Origin of the sequence: Mucilaginibacter polytrichastri (assembly GCF_001911425.1) — a bacterium.
In the GTDB taxonomy this organism is placed as follows: Bacteria; Bacteroidota; Bacteroidia; order Sphingobacteriales; family Sphingobacteriaceae; genus Mucilaginibacter; species Mucilaginibacter polytrichastri.
This window is the reverse complement of record NZ_MPPL01000001.1, coordinates 2,002,821-2,022,907: the sequence shown is the minus strand read 5'-3', so window position 1 is coordinate 2,022,907 and position 20,087 is coordinate 2,002,821. Positions and strand designations below refer to the sequence as shown.

Annotated in this window: 19 protein-coding genes; 11 read left to right on the top strand and 8 right to left on the bottom strand. The window is 41.7% G+C overall.

The genetic code is table 11. From position 1 onward, the window contains the following. Positions 1 to 20: 20 nt before the first annotated feature. The 3 genes from RG47T_RS08770 to RG47T_RS08760 form a co-directional block, all read right to left on the bottom strand. Complete coding sequence (locus tag RG47T_RS08770; protein WP_074489068.1) at positions 21 to 1,262, bottom strand: TCR/Tet family MFS transporter; 1,242 nt, start codon at positions 1,260 to 1,262, stop codon at positions 21 to 23. A 156-nt stretch (positions 1,263 to 1,418) separates the two neighbouring features. Beyond that, complete coding sequence (locus RG47T_RS08765) at positions 1,419 to 2,123, bottom strand: LOG family protein (RefSeq protein WP_074489067.1); 705 nt, start codon at positions 2,121 to 2,123, stop codon at positions 1,419 to 1,421. Positions 2,124 to 2,148: 25 nt separating this feature from the next. After that, positions 2,149 to 3,633: a sodium:solute symporter gene (locus RG47T_RS08760; protein ID WP_074489066.1), complete on the bottom strand. Its 1,485-nt coding sequence runs from the start codon at positions 3,631 to 3,633 to the stop codon at positions 2,149 to 2,151. A 110-nt stretch (positions 3,634 to 3,743) separates the two neighbouring features. Between RG47T_RS08760 and recR the strand changes: the two genes are divergently transcribed. Genes recR through RG47T_RS08745 form a run of 3 tightly spaced genes read left to right on the top strand, consistent with a single transcriptional unit; the run spans position 3,744 to position 5,990 of the window. Next, complete coding sequence (recR, locus tag RG47T_RS08755) at positions 3,744 to 4,361, top strand: recombination mediator RecR (protein ID WP_074489065.1); 618 nt, start codon at positions 3,744 to 3,746, stop codon at positions 4,359 to 4,361. Between the two features lie 5 nt (positions 4,362 to 4,366). Next, positions 4,367 to 5,194, top strand: a complete 828-nt coding sequence (locus RG47T_RS08750; RefSeq protein WP_074489064.1) for a glycosyltransferase — start codon at positions 4,367 to 4,369, stop codon at positions 5,192 to 5,194. Next, positions 5,178 to 5,990 carry an SDR family oxidoreductase gene (locus tag RG47T_RS08745; protein WP_074489063.1) on the top strand — a complete coding sequence of 271 codons (813 nt, stop codon included), beginning with the start codon at positions 5,178 to 5,180 and terminating at the stop codon, positions 5,988 to 5,990. Before RG47T_RS08750 ends, RG47T_RS08745 begins: the two co-directional genes overlap by 17 nt. 420 nt (positions 5,991 to 6,410) lie before the next feature. Here the strand turns inward: RG47T_RS08745 and RG47T_RS08740 are convergent, their stop codons facing one another. After that, positions 6,411 to 7,367 (bottom strand): ion channel, encoded by a 957-nt coding sequence (locus tag RG47T_RS08740; protein WP_074489062.1) that lies wholly within the window; start codon positions 7,365 to 7,367, stop codon positions 6,411 to 6,413. Between the two features lie 314 nt (positions 7,368 to 7,681). Here RG47T_RS08740 and trpD point away from each other — a divergent pair, with 314 nt between their 5' ends. The 4 genes from trpD (at position 7,682) to trpA (ending at position 11,407) form a co-directional block, all read left to right on the top strand. Next, positions 7,682 to 8,674, top strand: coding sequence for an anthranilate phosphoribosyltransferase (gene trpD, locus RG47T_RS08735; RefSeq protein ID WP_074489061.1), 993 nt, complete (start codon positions 7,682 to 7,684; stop codon positions 8,672 to 8,674). 2 nt (positions 8,675 to 8,676) lie between these two features. After that, positions 8,677 to 9,312: a phosphoribosylanthranilate isomerase gene (locus RG47T_RS08730; RefSeq protein WP_074489060.1), complete on the top strand. Its 636-nt coding sequence runs from the start codon at positions 8,677 to 8,679 to the stop codon at positions 9,310 to 9,312. Then, positions 9,302 to 10,483 carry a tryptophan synthase subunit beta gene (gene trpB / locus RG47T_RS08725; protein WP_074489059.1) on the top strand — a complete coding sequence of 394 codons (1,182 nt, stop codon included), beginning with the start codon at positions 9,302 to 9,304 and terminating at the stop codon, positions 10,481 to 10,483. Before RG47T_RS08730 ends, trpB begins: the two co-directional genes overlap by 11 nt. Before the next feature lie 150 nt (positions 10,484 to 10,633). Beyond that, positions 10,634 to 11,407, top strand: coding sequence for a tryptophan synthase subunit alpha (gene trpA / locus RG47T_RS08720; RefSeq protein ID WP_074489058.1), 774 nt, complete (start codon positions 10,634 to 10,636; stop codon positions 11,405 to 11,407). On the opposite strand, the gene nhaA is transcribed toward trpA, so the two are convergent. The 4 genes from nhaA to sucC all read right to left on the bottom strand — a co-directional run bounded on the left by nhaA (position 11,388) and on the right by sucC (position 16,721). Further along, positions 11,388 to 12,566 (bottom strand): Na+/H+ antiporter NhaA, encoded by a 1,179-nt coding sequence (gene nhaA / locus RG47T_RS08715; protein ID WP_074489057.1) that lies wholly within the window; start codon positions 12,564 to 12,566, stop codon positions 11,388 to 11,390. The two genes, trpA and nhaA, sit on opposite strands and share 20 nt — an antisense overlap. A gap of 74 nt (positions 12,567 to 12,640) precedes the next feature. Continuing rightward, positions 12,641 to 13,261, bottom strand: coding sequence for an L-threonylcarbamoyladenylate synthase (locus tag RG47T_RS08710; protein WP_074489056.1), 621 nt, complete (start codon positions 13,259 to 13,261; stop codon positions 12,641 to 12,643). 248 nt (positions 13,262 to 13,509) lie between these two features. Then, positions 13,510 to 14,046, bottom strand: a complete 537-nt coding sequence (locus RG47T_RS08705; protein WP_074489055.1) for a YceI family protein — start codon at positions 14,044 to 14,046, stop codon at positions 13,510 to 13,512. A 1,481-nt stretch (positions 14,047 to 15,527) separates the two neighbouring features. Next, positions 15,528 to 16,721, bottom strand: a complete 1,194-nt coding sequence (sucC, locus tag RG47T_RS08700) for an ADP-forming succinate--CoA ligase subunit beta (protein ID WP_074489054.1) — start codon at positions 16,719 to 16,721, stop codon at positions 15,528 to 15,530. A 123-nt stretch (positions 16,722 to 16,844) separates the two neighbouring features. Between sucC and RG47T_RS08695 the strand changes: the two genes are divergently transcribed. The 4 genes from RG47T_RS08695 to RG47T_RS08680 all read left to right on the top strand — a co-directional run bounded on the left by RG47T_RS08695 (position 16,845) and on the right by RG47T_RS08680 (position 20,054). Next, positions 16,845 to 17,501, top strand: coding sequence for an ABC transporter ATP-binding protein (locus RG47T_RS08695; protein ID WP_074493271.1), 657 nt, complete (start codon positions 16,845 to 16,847; stop codon positions 17,499 to 17,501). A 9-nt stretch (positions 17,502 to 17,510) separates the two neighbouring features. Then, on the top strand, positions 17,511 to 17,819 hold the full coding sequence (locus RG47T_RS08690; protein ID WP_074489053.1) for an ATP-grasp domain-containing protein: 309 nt from the start codon (positions 17,511 to 17,513) through the stop codon (positions 17,817 to 17,819). Continuing rightward, complete coding sequence (locus tag RG47T_RS08685; RefSeq protein WP_245770872.1) at positions 17,782 to 18,432, top strand: HAD family hydrolase; 651 nt, start codon at positions 17,782 to 17,784, stop codon at positions 18,430 to 18,432. The genes RG47T_RS08690 and RG47T_RS08685 overlap by 38 nt, the downstream gene beginning before the upstream one ends. A 95-nt stretch (positions 18,433 to 18,527) precedes the next feature. Further along, positions 18,528 to 20,054, top strand: coding sequence for a S41 family peptidase (locus tag RG47T_RS08680; protein WP_074489051.1), 1,527 nt, complete (start codon positions 18,528 to 18,530; stop codon positions 20,052 to 20,054). Positions 20,055 to 20,087: the final 33 nt, after the last annotated feature.

Genomic DNA, 20,087 nt, shown 5'->3' with positions numbered 1-20,087 from the left:
AATAAAATGGGTTAAAGTTTTTACGCTGCTTCATTTTTTTGCCGTGCGCGTTTAAAATTACGGATCGCCAGTAAAGTGCTGGCAAGCATCAACACAGCACCCATTAAAAATGGCGCACCCGGGAAATGTATCGGCGCGCTCTTGCCGGTAAACCAGGCAAATAGGGTGGTCATTAACGGCGGACCGATTATAGATGTTACGCTCATTAAACTGGTTAGTCCGCCCTGTAATTCGCCCTGTTCATTCGGGGGGATCTGCGTACTGATTAACCCCTGCAAGGCTGGCCCTGCAATACCGCCCAGGCAATAGATGGATAGAATAGCAAACATCATCCAGCTTTGGCTGGCAAATGCAAACAGAAACAAGGCAATGCTGTATAAAAGTAAACCCAGTACAATACTTTTTTTCTGCCCAAGCTTGGGGATGGTAACCCGGATCAACAAGCCCTGCACGAGGCCGGATAGTAACCCGATTAAACCTAATGAGTAACCAACCAATGCTTCCGTCCACCCGAAGCGCGACATGGTAAAAAATGTCCAGGTGCTTTGTACGGCATGCGCTGCAATATAAATCAATATTAATGAGGCAATTAAACCACTTACTGCAGGGTATTTTTTTAACTGCATTAATGAGCCAACCGGGTTAGCCCTTTTCCATTCAAAAGCACGCCTGTTTTCAGGTGCTAAAGATTCGGGCAAAATAAAGAACCCGTAAATAGCATTAACCAAAGCCAGACCAGCCGCTGCCAGGAAAGGCAATTTGGTACTGTACTGCCCTAATACGCCACCCAGTACCGGGCCAATAATAAACCCGATGCCAAAAGCAGCGCCAATGATGCCGAAGTTTTGCGCACGTTTTTCGGGTTCGCTGATATCGGCAATGTAAGCCGAGGCTGTTGTGAAACTGGCGCCCGTGATACCGGCAATAATGCGCCCTACAAACAACCACCACACCGTAGGAGCAAAGGCCAGGAAGGTATAGTCTATAGCGAAACCGAGTAACGAGCCTAACAAAATAGGCCTGCGTCCATATTTATCGCTCAGGTTACCCAAAACCGGGGCAAACAAAAACTGCATTATGGAATAGGCAAAGGTCATCCACCCGCCATAACGTGCGGCATCACTTAAATTACCGTGGATGAGGTGCTCCAGCAATTTCGGGATCACCGGGATGATAATACCAAAGCCGGTAATATCAATAAGCAGGGTAACAAATATAAAGCCGAGCGCTGCCTGGCGTTTAGGTTGATCGGGGTGAGACATTGGATATTAGTTATTAGGTTATTGGTTAACCCGCCCGCCATGCCGAACTTGTTTCGGCAACCCACATGCTAAGTCTCTCGTATACTCCGAAAGTGATATGTCCTGTGGGATCCTGAAACAAGTTCAGGATGACGGGTGGTAAAGTTTATAGCTCTCCTAAAAATTAGGTTTAAGCACATATTTTTGATAGAACTTGAAGATGTGGTCAACCGCTTCTTCAGGCGTGTCAACCAATCGGTACAGGTTCAAATCGTCGGGATTAATGTTGTGCTCGTCGTTCAGCATACTGGCCTCAACCCAATCAAACAAACCTTTCCAGTAACTAACGCCCACAAATACAATCGGGAAACGTGCAATTTTACCGGTCTGGATCAATGTGATCGCCTCGAAAGATTCGTCCATAGTACCAAAACCGCCCGGCAAAATAATAAAGCCCTGCGAGTACTTCATGAACATTACCTTGCGCACAAAAAAGTAATCAAACTCCAGCAATTTATCGCGGTCTATATACCTGTTATGAAACTGCTCAAACGGCAGTTCAATATTTAAACCCACCGATTTACCACCGGCCTCGTAAGCGCCTTTATTAGCCGCTTCCATAATACCAGGGCCACCGCCAGAGATTACACCGTAACCATGCTCGGTAAGCAGGCGTGCGGTATCTACAGCCATCTGGTAATACTTATTCTCGTTTTTGGTACGTGCCGATCCAAATATGGATACGCAGGGGCCGATCTTGGCTAGTTTCTCAAATCCGTCCACAAACTCGGCCATAATCTTAAAGATCTGCCAGGAGTCTGTTACCTTAATCTCGTGCCAACTGTTGTTGGTAAAGGCTTTTCTAATCTTTTCGTCACTCATATTATATCTAATTCTCTTTGTATAATTAAAGTACTGCTAGCTTCTCTTTTGGTTTTGAGGTGAGCAATAAGCCGGCAAATGTAAGCAATCCGTTTACAATGATAAGTTCATTATCAAAAACATAACCACCCAAAAGCCTTTTTGATTCAGTACTTAAAAAGTAACAGATAGCCGGTGAGATCAAACAAATAAAGGGCACCAGCTTGTCATTTACCTGGCGGTTTTTCAGCAATAAACCAAATGCATACAAGCCCAGCAGTGGCCCGTAGGTGTAAGAGGCTATCTTAAATATAGCACTTACCACGGCATCATTATTTATGGCATTAAACAAAATAATGGTCAAAAACATTAACCCCGAAAAGGCTATGTGCACGTAATGCCGCATGGACACCATTTTTTTGCTGTTGGTATCTTCCCGTTTGTTAAAGTTTAAAAAGTCGATACAAAAAGAGGTAGTCAACGCTGTCAATGCCGAATCTGTAGTGGCAAAGGTTGCTGCCGTTAAACCCAGCATAAATACAATAGCGGGTGCAACGCCCAGGTAGTTTAAGGCTATAGTAGGGTACAGGTAATCTGTTTTTTCTACCTTAACATGATGATGCTCAGCGTAAATATAAAGCAATGCACCAACGCTTAAAAAAAAGATGTTGATCACCACAAAAATCGACGTAAAGCTGAACATATTTTTCTGCGCTTCACGGATATTTTTCAGGCTCAGGTTTTTCTGCATCAGGTCCTGGTCGAGCCCCACCATGGCTATGGTAATAAACATGCCACCAAGAAACTCTTTACCAAAATGCAGCTTATTGCTCATGAAATCATTAAAGAAAAACACCTGCGAGTAACTGCTGTTTTTCACCGTTTCGAAAGCCTGGATGGCATCGAGGTTAAGGCTGCGGCAAATAAAATAAATGGACAGGAAAACTGAAGCCACCAAAAAAAGCGTCTGTAAGCTATCTGTAATAATAATAGTTTTCAACCCGCCCTTAAACGTGTAAGACCAGATGAGCACCAGACAGATGAGCACCGTAACCGCAAACGGAATATGATAGGCATCGAAAATAAATTTCTGCAAAATAATAACCACCAGGTACAGCCTGAAAGCCGAGCCAATGGTACGGCTAATTAAAAAGATCCCCGCCGCAGTTTTATAGCTCCATTTGCCCAGGGCGCTTTCTATATACCCATAAATAGAAGTAAGCTGTAAGCGATAGTACAACGGCAGCAGCACCAAACAGATTACGATAAAGCCCGCCGCGTTACCCAGTACAAACTGAAAGTAAGCAAACTGGTCGCCGGTGACTGCGCCTACTTTGCCGGGTACCGATATAAAGGTTACACCACTCAGCGCGGTACCAATCATCCCAAAGGCCACCAGGTACCATTTAGAGTTACGGTTGGCCACAAAAAACGTATCGTTATCCGACGTTTTACCGGTGGTTAAAAATGAGATCAGGATCAGTACAAAAAAGTAACCGATTATAAATAAAAGCAATATGCCTGGCGCCATAGTAGTTTTTTTAGCGATATAAATATGCGGTTTAAACCACACAAAGCGAAAGATAGGCTGTTGACCTTATCCTGACAAGAAATGAGCCGCTTTTTTTTTAAATTTGAACTATGAATTTTTCCTCTAAATTATTAGAAAATGCTGTTGCCGAATTTTCAAAGCTGCCCGGTGTAGGGCAAAAAACAGCTTTGCGTTTGGTATTGCATTTACTAAACCAGGAAAAAGACGAAGTAGAGCGCTTTAGCCTGGCCATGACCAAGCTGCGCAACGAGATCCTTTTTTGCCGGGTATGCCATAACATATCAGACCAGCAGGTGTGCGAAATTTGCACATCGCACAAGCGCGACCGCAGTACAATTTGTATAGTAGAAGATACACGCGATGTAATGGCCATTGAGAACACCAATCAGTTTAATGGTGTGTATCATGTGCTTGGTGGGTTGATCTCTCCAATGGATGGCATAGGCCCTTCTGACCTTGAAATAGACTCTTTATTGACCAGGATAACACCCGGTGAGGTTAAAGAAGTTATTTTTGCATTAAGCGCCACCATGGAAGGCGATACCACTATTTTTTATTTAAATAAAAGATTAAAAGATTTCCACATAAACATCTCAACCATAGCCCGTGGCATAGCTTTTGGTGGTGAATTAGAGTACGTAGACGAGATAACCTTAGGCAGGTCAATTGCAACTCGTGTACCGTACGAAAATTCACTATCGAGATAAAGCATATGAAGGTTTCTGTGATTATGGTAAGCTATAATATGTGCAAGGTTTTGCGCCAATCTTTAGCGGCCCTGCATAGATCTGTCCAAAACATGGATGCCGAAATTATTCTGGTAGACAATAGTTCTGATGACCACACAGTTGAAACCATTACTAATGAATTTCCTGAAGTTAAAATAACAACTGCTAACGGTGGTTTATCTCATTGTGTAAACCAAGGTATCAGCATGGCAAAAGGGGAGTACGTGTTATTTCTAAGTCCCGATGCCCTTACTAAGAAAGAAACCATCAGCAAAGCTGTTGACTTTATGGATTCCCACGCCCCGGCAGGTGGCCTGAGCGTACGCATGCTGAATATGGATGGCAACTACATGCCGGCTTCTAAAAAAACGCTGCCGCGCCGCTGGGTTACGCTTTTTAAGCTAACAGGCTTGTTAAAACAGTTCTCTAAATCTCGCTTGAGCGAGCACTACATTGGCCGCCACAACGATGAGTTTGATACCACTGAAACCGACGTACTGCACGATAGGTTTATGCTGATCCGCCGTTCTGTTATGGATACTGTTGGGTTGCTGGATGAGCGTTTCGACCGTTATGGCGCCAATATAGATCTTTCGTACCGCATCCGTTTAGCGGGTTTCAGGAACTATTATTTCCCTAAAACCTACATCATTAACCTGCAATACAACCGTTCGGGAAAATTTAGCTGGGCCAATCTGAAAAGTTTTTATGGTGCGATGTTTATATTCGCGGTAAAATACATTTTCAGGTTACCTGCATTACGTGTAAAACCGTTGCAGGCACTCTACCCGGCTTATGAACTTAAAGGATAAAATTGTTGTAATTACAGGCGCATCGTCAGGCATTGGCAAAGCACTTGCATTAGAATTTGCCGCACGCGGGGCAAACTTGGTTTTGGGCGCACGCCAGTATGTTACCCTGTGTGAAATATCGCAAAACATCGAAAAAGAATACGGTATTAAGTGCGTTGCCGCGCAATGTGATGTTAGCCACGAAGATGATTGCGCATTTTTAATTAAACAAGCCATTGTTACTTACGGCAAAATAGATGTACTGGTTAACAACGCCGGCATCTCTATGCGAGCCCTTTTTAAAGATGCTGATATTAGCGTACTGCGCACCCTGATGGATGTTAACTTCTGGGGTACGGTATATTGCACCAAACATGCCATGCCTGCTTTGCTGGCCAGCAAAGGTACCATAGTAGGGGTTTCATCCATTGCAGGATACAAAGGTTTACCGGGCCGCACCGGATATTCTGCCTCTAAATTTGCGATGAATGGTTTCCTGGATGCACTAAGGGTTGAAAACCTGAAGACCGGTGTACATGTAATGACTGCCTGCCCCGGTTTTACCTCATCAAACATCCGTAACACTGCGTTAAACAAAGCCGGTGTTTCGCAGGGCGAAAGTAGCCTCGACGAACAAAAAATGATGTCGTCAGAAGAAGTTGCCAAACGTATAGCCGATGGTGTAGTTAACCAATCACGCACCCTGGTGATGACTGCACAAGGCAATCTCACCGTATTCCTCAGCAAATTTTTACCTGCCTGGCTGGACAAGCTGGTTTATAATAAGTTTGCCAAGGAGAAAAACCCTTTATTTTAATTGTTGATTTGTTAATGAAATAAACGTAAACTTCAATACAATTTGTCATATTGAACGTAGTGAAATATCTTCTTCGCCCTGTATTTTCCCGGTGCATCATGAAGAAGAATCTTCCTTCGTCAGAATGACAAAAGAGGGTAGACTTTTTGGCGTTTGCAACGCCTTTAACTGCTTTATCAAAATTTAAAATGAATAATTGAGCGTGTAGCCCTTTGTTTAATTGAGCTCAAGTATTTGCTTTAACCGTAATACCTTATTGAGGTTAGTAATTAATAATATTGCCAGATTTACTTTCTTTTCTCTGCTGACTAAATTATCAGCATACCCTTCTGATTTTTATAATCTCAAAAGGACATTACTAAGTTGAGGACTTGTTTTGAGATTTTTCGTGACGCAAGTGCGTCACAAGCTAAAAAACTTTTACCCAATAATAGGTAGTTCAACATCTGTATAATCGCTGATTTTACCCAGGTGTAGCTGCACCTGCCCATCCTGGTCATGCGAAAATGCAGGCACAAATTTGGCTCCCCAAATAATTTCATCATGCTGATAAGAGGTACGGGAATGTACGGTTTGCGAAAATGTATCGTCAAAAGCTTGTATTAAAATATTAAAGGTGGCATTTGATGATTTCATATCCTCGGCAGTAATGCTGTATAGCGGGCTGTCTTCGGTGAGGGGGTGCACAACCGTCCAGCTGAGGGTAAGGATGCTCACCCTGGTACGCTCAAGCGGTAGGGTATAAAAGCGGCGTACGGTTTTACCATCCACAATTTCATTAAACGAGAAGGTAACTTCAATGGCTACATCCAATAAAATATTGAGGCGCATATTGGCCAGCCTGAACATGAGGCCCCGCCCGCCTGTAGCAGCATAGGGAGCGATCAATAAGTTTTCGCTGAAAACAAACTTTGCCGAGGGTCGCGAAAAACGACCATATAATAAGCCGGTTGCCAGTGCAAAAGCCAACAGCCCGATCATGGATTCAAATGCTGCTACCCAGTTGGCTACATTACCTGCGGGGCTAATATGGCCGTAACCCACGGTAGAAAGTGTTTGCGCCGAAAAGAAAAATGCATTCAAAAAATGGTTGCTTACATTATTATCCCCGGTGCCATGCAGGTTCTGTATGCCAATGAACAAGTAAAGGAGGGCGAAAAAAACATTAACTATAATATACGCTGTAATAACTGTAACCCAAAAGCTGGACCATTTCATGGTAATGAGCCTGTGGTAAGTATTTGTTGTGCTGAAAAACGGAATGCCCAGGCGTTTAACATTAATGCTGCCATCGCGGTTAATAATGCGCTGCCTTACTGCCTGGGTACCAAAGCCAAGGTCATCCTCGGGGTTTACAGCATATTTTTTGATCGCCATTTGAGTTATATTACAATTAATGTAAGGGTAAAGTAAGTAAAAATATTATTCTGTTTGTTTTTATGAAAACTATATTCATATTTGTTGCACAAAACGAACAATGAAAAATTTAAACATGAATTGGTGGTGGCTTAACGAGAAATCGTAAGGCAATCCTGTTTGTGTATATTTTATTAAGATATTTCAAAGGTTGCCTAAATGGCAACCTTTTTTTTTTGCTGCCCCCCAGCCCCCTGAAGGGGAGCAGAAGTACTAATCAGGGAATAAATATTATTAACAATTAACCAAATTCCCCCTTTAGGGGGTTAAGGGGCATGAAAGCGATATTAAATCATTTATTCGAACACAAAACATTTAGCCGCGAACAGTCTAAAGATATCCTGACCAATATTGCGCAGGGTAAGTATAACAACTCGCAAATGGCGGCATTTATGACGGCCTATTGTATGCGCAGTATTACTGTTGATGAACTGGAAGGCTTCCGCGATGCCATGCTGGACCTTTGCCTGCCCGTTAACCTCGATAACGACGACCTGATAGATCTTTGTGGTACCGGGGGCGATGGTAAGGATACCTTTAATATTTCGACCCTGGCCTCATTTGTGGTGGCCGGTGCGGGTTATCACGTGGCTAAGCATGGTAACTATGGGGTGTCGTCGGGTTGTGGCTCATCTAACGTAATGGAATACCTTGGCTATAGCTTTACAAGTAATACAGACGAAATTAAAAGCAGCATGGACAGGGCTAATATCTGTTTTCTGCATGCACCGCTGTTTCACCCGGCCATGAAAACGGTAGCACCAATCCGCAGGGAACTGGGTGTTAAAACCTTCTTCAATATGCTTGGCCCGCTGGTTAATCCGGCAAAGCCAAGCAACCAACTAGTAGGGGTTTATAATTTGGATCTGGCACGCCTTTATGCTTACCTGTACCAAAAATCTACTACCAAATATACCATCGTAAATGCGCTTGACGGTTATGATGAAATTTCACTTACGTGTGATTTTAAAACATTTTCTGCCGATGGCGAAAAGATCAATAGCATAGAGAGCCTCGGTTTCGAGAAATTAGATCCACTCGCTATAGCAGGGGGGCATACGGTTAGCGATTCTGCAGCTGTATTTACCACTGTACTTAATGCCGAAGGCACACATGCTCAACACAACGTAGTATTAAGTAACGCAGCACTGGCCATCCGTACCATCAATCCGCAAAATTCATTTGCCGATTGTTTTTACGAGGCGGAGGAATCACTACTAGGCAAAAAAGCCTTGGCAAGTTTCAAAAACTTAATTAACGCCAACTAAAAATGAAAATTAAGGTTTGCGGTTTAAAACAACCAGATAACATTGAAGCGATAATAGCATTACAGCCTGACTATATGGGCTTTATCTGCTACGGCATATCGCCAAGGTTTATTGCCGATCTGCCGGTTGATGTATTGGATAGGCTGCCACAAGCTATTCAAAAAACAGGTGTATTTGTAAATGATTCGCTGGAGAATATTAGCCTGCTGATTAAAGAATACAACTTTGATGCCGTACAATTGCATGGTTATGAGAACCCGGAATTTTGCGAAGCGCTAAAAAAACGGGTGACCGTTTTAAAAGCATTTGGGGTTGATGAGGGCTTTGATTTTGAACAGTTAAACCCTTATGCCGGTAAAGTAGATTACTTTTTGTTTGACACCAAGACACCAAAGCATGGAGGTTCGGGATTAACATTTAACTGGGATATCCTCGATAAATATAAAATGGATTTACCCTTCTTTTTGAGCGGCGGATTAAGCCCCGATAATATAGAACAGGTATTACAGATCAAACATCCGCAGTTTTACGGCGTTGACCTCAATAGCCGGTTCGAAACCGCACCGGGTGTAAAGGATATAGAAAAACTAAGCAAAGCATTTGAATTATTAAGACAATCTGCTACAAATGAAATATAGTGTAAACGAACAGGGTTACTACGGAGATTTCGGCGGGGCCTACATCCCCGAAATGTTGTACCCTAATATTGAAGAACTAAGGCAGCAATATGAAATCATCACTAACGACCCGGCTTACCGGGTCGAATTTGATGCCCTGCTAAAAGATTATGTAGGCCGTCCGTCGCCATTATACCTGGCTAAACGCTTGTCGGCTAAGTATGGTGCCAACATTTACCTCAAGCGTGAAGACCTGAACCACACTGGTTCGCACAAGATCAATAATGCCATAGGGCAGATCTTATTGGCCGAACGTTTGGGTAAAAAACGCATTATTGCCGAAACAGGAGCGGGGCAGCACGGCGTGGCAACAGCAACAGTTTGTGCCCTTAGAGGCATAGAATGTGTTGTTTACATGGGCGAAATTGACATGGAACGCCAGGCACCAAACGTAGCCCGTATGAAAATGTTGGGTGCTACAGTTGTCCCTGCAACATCAGGCAGTAAAACGCTTAAAGACGCCACCAACGAAGCCATGCGCGACTGGATTAATAACCCGGTTGACACACATTACATCATCGGTTCGGTTGTTGGCCCGTATCCATACCCCGAAATGGTGGCGAGGTTTCAGTCCATTATCTCATTCGAAACCAAAAAACAACTGCTGGAGCAAACTGGTAAAGAACTACCAGATTATGCTTTAGCCTGTGTGGGCGGCGGCAGTAATGCGATGGGGATGTTCTACCATTTTCTGGATGACGAATCTGTAAAACTGATTGCCGTAGAAGCAGCCGGTTTGGGTGTAGATAGTGGTCATTCGGCAGCAACATCGGTACTGGGTCGCGAAGGAGTACTGCATGGCAGCCGCACCATCTTAATGCAAACAGACGATGGGCAGGTTGTTGAACCTTACTCTATATCTGCCGGTTTAGATTATCCGGGCATCGGTCCGCAGCATGCGCATCTGCATAAAGTTAAACGTGCCAAGTATGTAAGTATTACCGACGATGAAGCTTTAAATGCAGGGCTTTTACTCTCTCAATTAGAGGGAATTATACCTGCTATAGAATCGGCCCATGCCTTTGCTTATTTAGAGAAAATGACTTTTAAGCCAACCGACAATGTGGTGATATGCCTATCTGGCCGTGGTGATAAAGATTTGGATACATACATAAAGCACTTTGGATATTAGGTAGTATTGAATACCATGCCCTCCCTCGGGAGGATTAGGGATGGGTTTCTGAAATTGATAAGTTTAATGCAGAACCCCTCCCTGCCACACCACTATCCATCGCACCCCTCCCAAGGGAGGGAATAAAAAACAGCAATAATCACAACGAAAATGAACCGCTTAAATAAGCTCTTCAATACAAAAAATAAGAATCTGCTATCCGTATATTTCACAGCCGGATATCCTGACCTCAACAATACAGTAGCCGTTGCCGAAGCATTGGAGCAAGCCGGCGCTGATTTCCTGGAGATCGGTTTCCCGTATTCAGACCCGGTAGCTGATGGGCCTACTATTCAGCATAGCTCGCAAGCGGCTTTAGAAGCAGGTATGACTTTAAACATGCTGTTTGAGCAATTGGGCGAGTTGCGCCAACGTGTAACTATCCCGATTATCCTGATGGGTTATGCCAACCCTATGGTACAATATGGCGTAGAGCGTTTTTGCCAAAAGGCTGCCGAAGTAGGCGTAGATGGCGTTATTGTACCCGACCTGCCCATGTACGAATACGAAATGTTGTATCAGGACGTATTTGCCAAACACGGCATCAGTAATATATTCCTGGTAACACCACAGACTTCAGAAGAGCGCATTCGTAAAATTGACGGCTTAAGCAATAGCTTTGTGTACCTGCTTTCGTCGGCATCTATCACGGGGACAGCCTTACAGCTAAACGACCAGGTTGATACTTACTTTAGCCGGATTAAGGCTATGGCGTTGAAAAACCCTACCATAGTTGGTTTTGGTATTGCTGATAGCCTGGCGTTTAAAAAAGCTTGCGAGTATAACAATGGTGCTATTGTAGGCAGTGCATTTGTGAAATTTTTGGGCTCGACACCCGATTATATGAACGGGATTGAAGACTTTGTTAAGCAACTACGCGCTTAGTTTCCCTGCGTTTGGCAGCAATGTTTAACGCAAAATAACCTGTAATTGCGGCTATTAACGAGGCAACAAGGATAAAGATCTTGGCATCATTCTGGATCACAGGATCGTTGAACGACAGCAGTGTTATAAAAATAGACATTGTAAAGCCGATACCGCCCAGAATACCAATGCCTGCAATTTGCTTGTAACTGGTTTTTTGAGGTAGTTCGGCTATTTTTAGTTTGGTTGATAGCCAGGTGAATATAGTAATACCAACTGGTTTGCCAATTACAAGGCCAAAGATAATCCCCGCAGAAACAGGGGAGGCAAACCCGGCCATGCTGAAATTGCCAATGTGGATATTGGTATTAGCCAGCGCAAAAAGCGGCATAATAATATAGTTTACCGGTGTTACCAGCCAATGTTCCAGCTTTTCTAACGGCGAATTGGTTGCTCCATATGGTATAGCAAATGCCGTTAAAACCCCCGCAATGGTAGGATGGATGCCAGATTGATGGATGAAGTACCATAACAAGACACCACTTGCCAAATAGGGCCAAAGTACATTAACTCTTAACCTATTGAGTAAAAATTGAAATGCAAATACACCAAAGGCGGCTCCCAAATTAATCGGGCTAAAATTGGTTGCATAAAACATGGCAATAATAACGATGGCTCCCAAATCATCTACAATGGCCAGGGCCTTAATAAATATCTTATGCGAGAGCCTTACTTTGTTGCCTAATATGCTTAATACCGCTATGGCAAAGGCAATATCGGTTGCAGTAGGTATGGCCCAGCCTTGGGCCTTATTGGTGCCGTGATTAAATGCAATATAGATAAGAGCCGGGATAACAATGCCGCCTAATGCTGCACATACCGGCAATGCTGCTTTTTTAAAGGTAGACAGCTGCCCGTCTGTAATTTCCCGCTTAATTTCCAAGCCAACAAACAGAAAAAATACAGCCATCAATCCATCGTTGATAAAGTCAGCCAATGAAACTTCGGCATCATGGCCAAGAAAGGTAAATCGTTCCGTATTTTCCCAAATGTGATTATACATATGGAACAGCGAACTGTTAGCAATTAGCAAAGAGCATACAACACATAATATCAGCAAAACTCCACTGGCTGCATCGGCCTTTAAAAGTTCAATTATAGATTGCAGCCTTTTGTTCATCAGTTAACAAAATAGGGAAATATTTTGAGCAATGCTGTAGAAGCTTTGCAAACGCCAACGTGGTATTAAACACGTTACAAATACATCTCCAAATCCCCTTTGCCTTCCCGCAATACTTCAAATTCGCCCGATGTACAATCAACCACAGTAGAGGCGATGTTACCGCCATAGCCACCGTCAATCACCAGGTCAACAAGGTCTTCATATTTCTCGTGGATCAATTCAGGGTCGGTTGAGTACTCGATGATGTCATCATCATCGTGGATAGAGGCCGATACGATAGGGTTACCCAATATCTTTACAATTTCGCGGGCAATAGCGTTGTCCGGCACACGAATACCAACTGTTTTTTTATTGCTGCTTAACAGCTTAGGTACATTATGGCTGGCATTAAATATAAAAGTGAAGGGGCCTGGCAAAGCCTTCTTTAATACCCTGAAACAGGTATTATCAATAGGCTTAGTATAATCTGCAATATTGCTCAGGTCATAACAAATAAAAGAAAAATTAGCTTTCTCTGGCTTGATGTTACGGATGCGGCAAATTTTTTCAATAGCCCTATGATTGGTAATATCACAGCCTAAGCCGTAAACGGTATCGGTAGGATAGATAATAACGCCGCCTTTGCGCAAAACCTCAACAACTTGTTCAATAGCTTTAGGGTTTGGGTTTTCTGGATATATTTTGATTAGCATAATGATTAGCAAACTTAACTAACAATTAGTTTTAAAAAACGTTTATCTTCAAATAACCTACTCAGACCATAATTTCTACAAGCTTGTAATTAACTGTATGTGTTTTATTAATGATTGTTTAATAACAATATTAGTAGGCAGGATAGATACAGAGGTTGAAGAACACAGATTGAAAGACGATACAAGCCCTATAAACAAAAAAATGGCTGGAATCGTATTTCCAGCCATTTTAGTATATGTTATAAAGATTATGCTTGCTTAGCAAACTGAGCGTTGATGATCAATTTAATATCTTCACCTACAACTATAGCACCGGCTTCGGTAATACCTTCCCAGGTTAAACCAAACTCTTTACGGTTAATTTTACCTGTAATTTCGAAACCTGCTTTAACGTTACCGTAAAAATCGGTAGCAGTACCACCAAATTCAACGTTTAATTTTACGGGTTTAGTAACGTTTTTAATAGTTAAATCACCGGTAAGCTCGTAATCGCTGTCGTCAACTTTTGTTAAAGAAGTCGATTTGAAAGTGATTTTTGGATAAGTTGCAGCATCAAAAAAGTCTGGACCTGCAAGGTGCTGATCGCGGGCTTCCTGGGTAGTATCGATACTTGCTACATCTAACGAAAAGTCAATTTTCGAATCTGCAAAATCATCGCTTTCTGTTACTACTTCGCCTTCAAATGTTTTGAAAAAACCTGTTACGGTTGAAATTACAAGGTGTTTAACTTTAAACTGAACCTCTGAGTGCATTGGGTCTAAAACCCATTTTGTTTCTGTTGCCATGGTATATGATTGTTTATTGATTCAAATATAGATATATATGTTTAAACATGTATTTATTAGATGGTAACTTTACATTTTTTAAACAAATAAATACGAATAACTGAATCCTATGTGAAATTAGGAACTCATTTATGTGATTTTTGTTGTTTCTCATTGATAAATATCTTCACAACATCAAGAAAATTATAAGAATATTTATAATACGACTATTGCCGGGTGCCAATAATAGAGATAGTAGAGTAAGCGAAATACTATTGCTTTGATAAATAGACAGGTATGAAATAGAGCAAGCTTAATACAGTAATGTTTATGCTGGATTATTGAAGCATTAAGTAGTAGTGGGAATCTTTACTAGTTACCTGTTAATTAAGGCACTTGGTGCTTGATAGAAAGCGCGGATAGTTAATTTTAGCGTATTGGTGGCCGATACAGCGTATATGACCATACGAGGGGTGGGGCGGTTGCACTACCGAAAAACTTATACTTAATTACAATAAATTAGGGAGTAGATTAACTTAGCAACCCTTGCAGATATGGGTAATTTAGTTTGTAGATGCCAAATAACTTCCGGCATCAAGTTTATACAACTTGGCTATTAACTGTTAACTCTTGTTGCTATGATCTTAACGATTAATACTAGCGGAGCTGCTTGCGCTACGATGCCTGCGATTACGATTGCGTGATTCATGATATCTACGATTTAAAGGTTAATATGATTGACTGGGAATTAGCTGTTAACTCTTGAAGCAATGATTTTAACGATTAATACTAATGGAGCTGCTTGTGCTACGATGCCTGCGATTACGATTGCGTGGTTCATGATATCTACGATTTAAAGGTTAATATGATTGACTGGGAATTAGCTGTTAACTCTTGCTGCTATGATCTTAACGATTAACACTAATGGAGCTGCTTGTGCTACGATGCCTGCGATTACGATTGCGTGGTTCATGATATTTGTTGTGTTATAATGTATAGATTATTAGATAATAGAAAGGTTTAATGCCTAGTTGTTGAATTTTGCTGCGATAGTTTTAACTACAAAAAACAATGGAGCTGCTTGTGCTACGATACCTGCGATGATGATTGAGTTGTTCATGATTTTATGTTTTAAAGTTTTAATTAACGTTTGACATATAGAGTAAGGCAAAAGCTGTACCGACGGTTAGAGAATTTCAAAATCGGCTTTTAAATAGCTTTAAAGGCCATTTTTAAATATGGGGAATATTTACTCAAAAGAAATACCGGGGAAAGTATGTGGAAGTGGGGAAATTGTTACTGCCACAAATAGTGTAGGGGCATTGCAAATGCCCTACCGCTACGCACGCGGGGTTAAGAAGAATGAAATTATATTACTCGCGCGCATCTCATAAGGCGTGCGGACCGGTAGGGCATTTATAATGCCCATTAAACAAAAAAGGAGCCGAAGCTCCTTTTTTGTTATTACAGAGACACAGTATTTTGTGTCTAAAAAAATTTAATTAAAGTGCTAACACTTCTTTAACCCTGTCTGCTGCTTCTTTTAATAAAATGGCAGAGTAAACTTTTAGGCCAGAGTTGTCAATAAGGGCTTTACCTTCTTCGGCATTGGTACCTTGTAAACGTACAATGATGGGAACAGGGATATTACCAATTTCGTTATAAGCATCAATAACACCTTGTGCAACACGGTCGCAACGAACGATGCCACCAAAAATATTGATGAGGATAGCCTTAACGTTAGGGTCTTGCAAAATGATGTTAAAACCGGCTTTAACAGTTTGTGCGTTGGCTGTTCCGCCTACGTCCAGGAAGTTGGCAGGCTCGCCACCGGCAATTTTAATAATGTCCATAGTGGCCATTGCTAAACCGGCACCGTTAACCATACAACCAACGTTACCATCAAGCTTAACATAGTTAAGGTTTGATTTGCTGGCTTCAACCTCAGTAGGGTCTTCTTCAGCAGTATCGCGTAAAGCTGCATAATCCGGGTGGCGGTATAATGCGTTATCATCAATGTTCACTTTAGCATCAACCGCTAAAATTTTATTGTCAGATGTTTTTAATACCGGGTTAATCTCAAACTGAGAAGAGTCGGTAGCATCGTAAGCTTTGTATAAAGCGGTGATAAATTTTACCATATCTTTAAAAGCATCGCCGCTAACACCTAAGTTAAAAGCAATTTTACGAGCCTGGAAAGCCTGTAAACCTACTTTAGGGTCAATTTCTTCTTTAAAGATCAGTTCTGGAGTGCTGTGTGCAACTTCTTCAATGTCCATACCACCTTCGGTAGAGTACATGATAATGTTACGGCCTTTAGCACGGTCAAGCAATACACTGATATAATATTCTTTGGTTTCGCTTTCGCCCGGATAGTAAACATCCTGTGCAATTAAAACCTTACTTACTAATTTTCCTTCTGGCCCTGTTTGCGGGGTAACCAGTTGCATACCAAGTATGGCACCTGCTTTTTCCCTTAAATCATCCAGGTTTTTGGCTACTTTAACGCCACCGCCTTTACCGCGGCCGCCGGCATGTATCTGGGCTTTAACAACAACCCAGTCTGAACCGAAATCTTCTTTCATTTTTTTAGCCGCCTCAACAGCTTGGTCAACGGTATCGGCAACTATGCCTTCCTGTACCCTGACACCAAAACTTTTTAAAATGGCTTTGCCCTGATATTCGTGAATGTTCATGTCTAATGTTAGAATTTGCGGTAAATCTACAATTTCATCCCTATTTATGAAACCTTAATTTATTTTATCCATTAATTATTACAGTTGATACATTTTGGGCGGTAATATTCTATTTTTGCGATGATGCTTAAAGCGCTTGATATTCAAAAGAAATTTGGTAACCTGCATATCTTAAAAGGTGTAAACCTGGAGGTAGGCAAGGGAGAGATTGTGGCCATTGTAGGTGCATCCGGTGCCGGCAAAAGTTCGTTACTGAACATTCTGGGCACTTTAGATAAGCTGGATAGCGGACAGGTTATTATAGATGGTATTGACATTGGTACCTTAAGCAGTAAGCAACTCAGTGCCTTCCGCAATCATAAAATCGGTTTTATATTTCAGTTTCACCATTTATTGGTTGAGTTTACGGCACTGGAAAACGTGTGTATCCCGGCTTTTATCGCAGGCACGTCAAAGCCTGTTGCCGAAAAAAGAGCAACCGAATTATTAATTAAACTAGGTTTAGGCGAGCGCCTGCATCACAAACCGGCGCAACTTTCGGGTGGCGAGCAGCAGCGTGTGGCTGTGGCCAGGGCCTTAGTTAACAGCCCGGCGCTGATATTTGCAGATGAACCTTCGGGTAATCTCGATTCGGCCAATGCACGCGAACTGCATGAGTTGTTTTTGCAGCTGCGTGACGAGTTTAACCAGACCTTTATCATCGTAACCCACAATGAAGACCTGGCCAATCTGTCAGACCGGAAGGTATTAATGCGGGATGGTTTAATTGTACAGGAATAAATAAATAGCGTGATTGTATTAATAACAGCTGCATCTACAGCAAAAGCATACCAGGTAAAAGGCACCATAACCGCCGGAGAAATACTACTGGGTGATTATGAAGAACTGCCACAGGTGATGATTAATGCCGGTAAAATGATCATATTACCTAGTCCTAAAAGCGCAGCTTACATTCATGAAATGCTGGCTTTATGCCTCGATAAAAATATAACAGTCATATATCCATTACGTAATATCGAAATGCAACTGCTTAAAGAGGCGCAGCTTTTGTATGATGAATATGGTATCAACATCAATTACGTCGCCGATGGTTTATAACGAGATAGATCCGCGCAAACAAGCCTTTGTTTTTGAGCTTGATAATGTATTGTATCCCGAAAAGGATTACCTGTTACAGGTATACTATCTGTTTGCCACCTTTTTAGAATATACCGAAATGCTGGACGCCAAAGCGATGCTTAACGTAATGACGGTTGCCTATGAAGAGTATGGACACGAAGGCGTTTTTGATGCGCTGCAAAAGGAGTTTAACATAGACATTAAATACGCGCAGAATTTTCAGATTTTATTGGGTAATGCCAAGTTGCCGTTAAAATTACTGCTGTATCAGCAAATGTTAGATCTGATGCAAGAGATCGTTATTGATCGTAAGAAATTATTTATCGTTACCAACGGCAATCCGCAGCAACAATTAAATAAAATAAGACAAATAGAATGGCACGGATTGGAGCAATACCTAATTTGCTATTTTGCCAATGAGTATGCAGCTAAACCCGAACCGGATGCTATACATACCCTGATACATGAGCACAACCTGCAACGCCGCGACCTGGTAATGATAGGCAATATAAAAACAGACGAACTAAGTGCAGAAGCTAGCGGAATAGATTACATCAATGCCGGAAGTTTTATAAATACCTCATCAAAGTAAAATTTAACGTACAGCATATTGCAATAAACAAATAAATATTTTATAGCTCATAAACTATTTGTTAAAATACTGCGTATGAATACATAATAATAACTATGAAAAAAATATTACTAATTGTATTGTTAGGTGTAATTGTTTTTAGTGAAAGCTGCAAAAAAGACAAAAGTAATACCCCAACCACAACAACCCCAACCGGTTCAACATTCGATCTTATTCGCGATTCTGTTTTCCTTTATGCCAAGGAAGATTATTATTGGTACGATGCCCTGCCAGATTACGCGACTTTTAAACCTCGGAGTTACACCGCAACTGCCGATTTGGATGCGCTTACTGCCGAAGTAAACGCTATTTCGCAATATAAAATTAACCCAACTACTAATTTGCCTTATGAGTATTATTCGCCCAGCCCCGGCCAGGCCAAATATTCATTTATTGATGAAGGCAAAGTATCATCAGAATTAAACTCGGTTACCGGCGATTTTGGTTTTGCACCATTTTTTAGTACATCGTCAGACCTGCGGGTAAAATATGTTTATGCCGGTTCGCCTGCCGGTAATGCAGGTATTAAGCGGGGTTATAAAATCACCGCTATCAATACAATAACCTCTTTCAACTCGGCAAGCTCCACTAACGTACAGCAAATTATTGATGCTTACAGCAACAGCAGCACCATTACCATGACGCTGCAACGGCCCGATGGCACATCATTTACCACTACATTAAATGCAGTAGTTTACACCATTAACCCTATTATAACCAATAAGGTAATTGACTTAGGGAATGGTAAAAAAGTAGGTTACATTGTGTTTAACAGCTTTGTAACGTTAAAAAATGTACAAACACAGCTCGATGCTATATTTAGCACCTTTAAAACAAGCGGCATTACAGATCTGGTGGTAGATCTGCGTTATAATGGCGGTGGGTATGTAGAAACTGCCGAATATATAGATAACCTTATTGCCCCGGCATCTGCATCAAATTCATTAATGTACACAGCGTACTATAACAGTACTTTAAGTGCGGGCAAAGCTACATTACTTAAAAACCAGGTTCGTAAAGATGATAACGGGCAGAGTTACAATTACAGCCAGGTAGATTTTTCGGTTGCCGGTAATCAAACCAAATTTGGTACCAGCCATCCTTTAAGTTTAAGTCGTGTGTTCTTCATCGTAACAGGCGGTACGGCATCGGCCAGTGAACTTACCATCAATAACCTGCGCCCTTACATGAACGTACAATTGATAGGCCGCACCACTTATGGCAAGCCGGTTGGTTTCTTTGATATCGATATCAACAAATATCAAATGTATATCCCCGAATTTGAAACTAAAAACTCAGCAGGGCAGGGCGGTTACTACACCGGAATGGTACCTGCATCAACAGATTACCCCGGTTATAACGCAACCGATGATGTTACTAAAGATTTTGGTGATGTTACAGAAAGCCTACTGGCAGCCACTTTAAATTATATTGGTAATGGTGCCTACAAAACATCTACCGATATAGCGGTACAAAGCTTACGTGCAAACACTTTATCTATTGAACAGCAAAGTACTTTATCAATTACTATGGATAAAGATAAATTTAAGGGAATGCTTTACAGAACCCATAAGCACAAATAAACCTTGAAATTGGATATTTACAAAGCGCGCCGG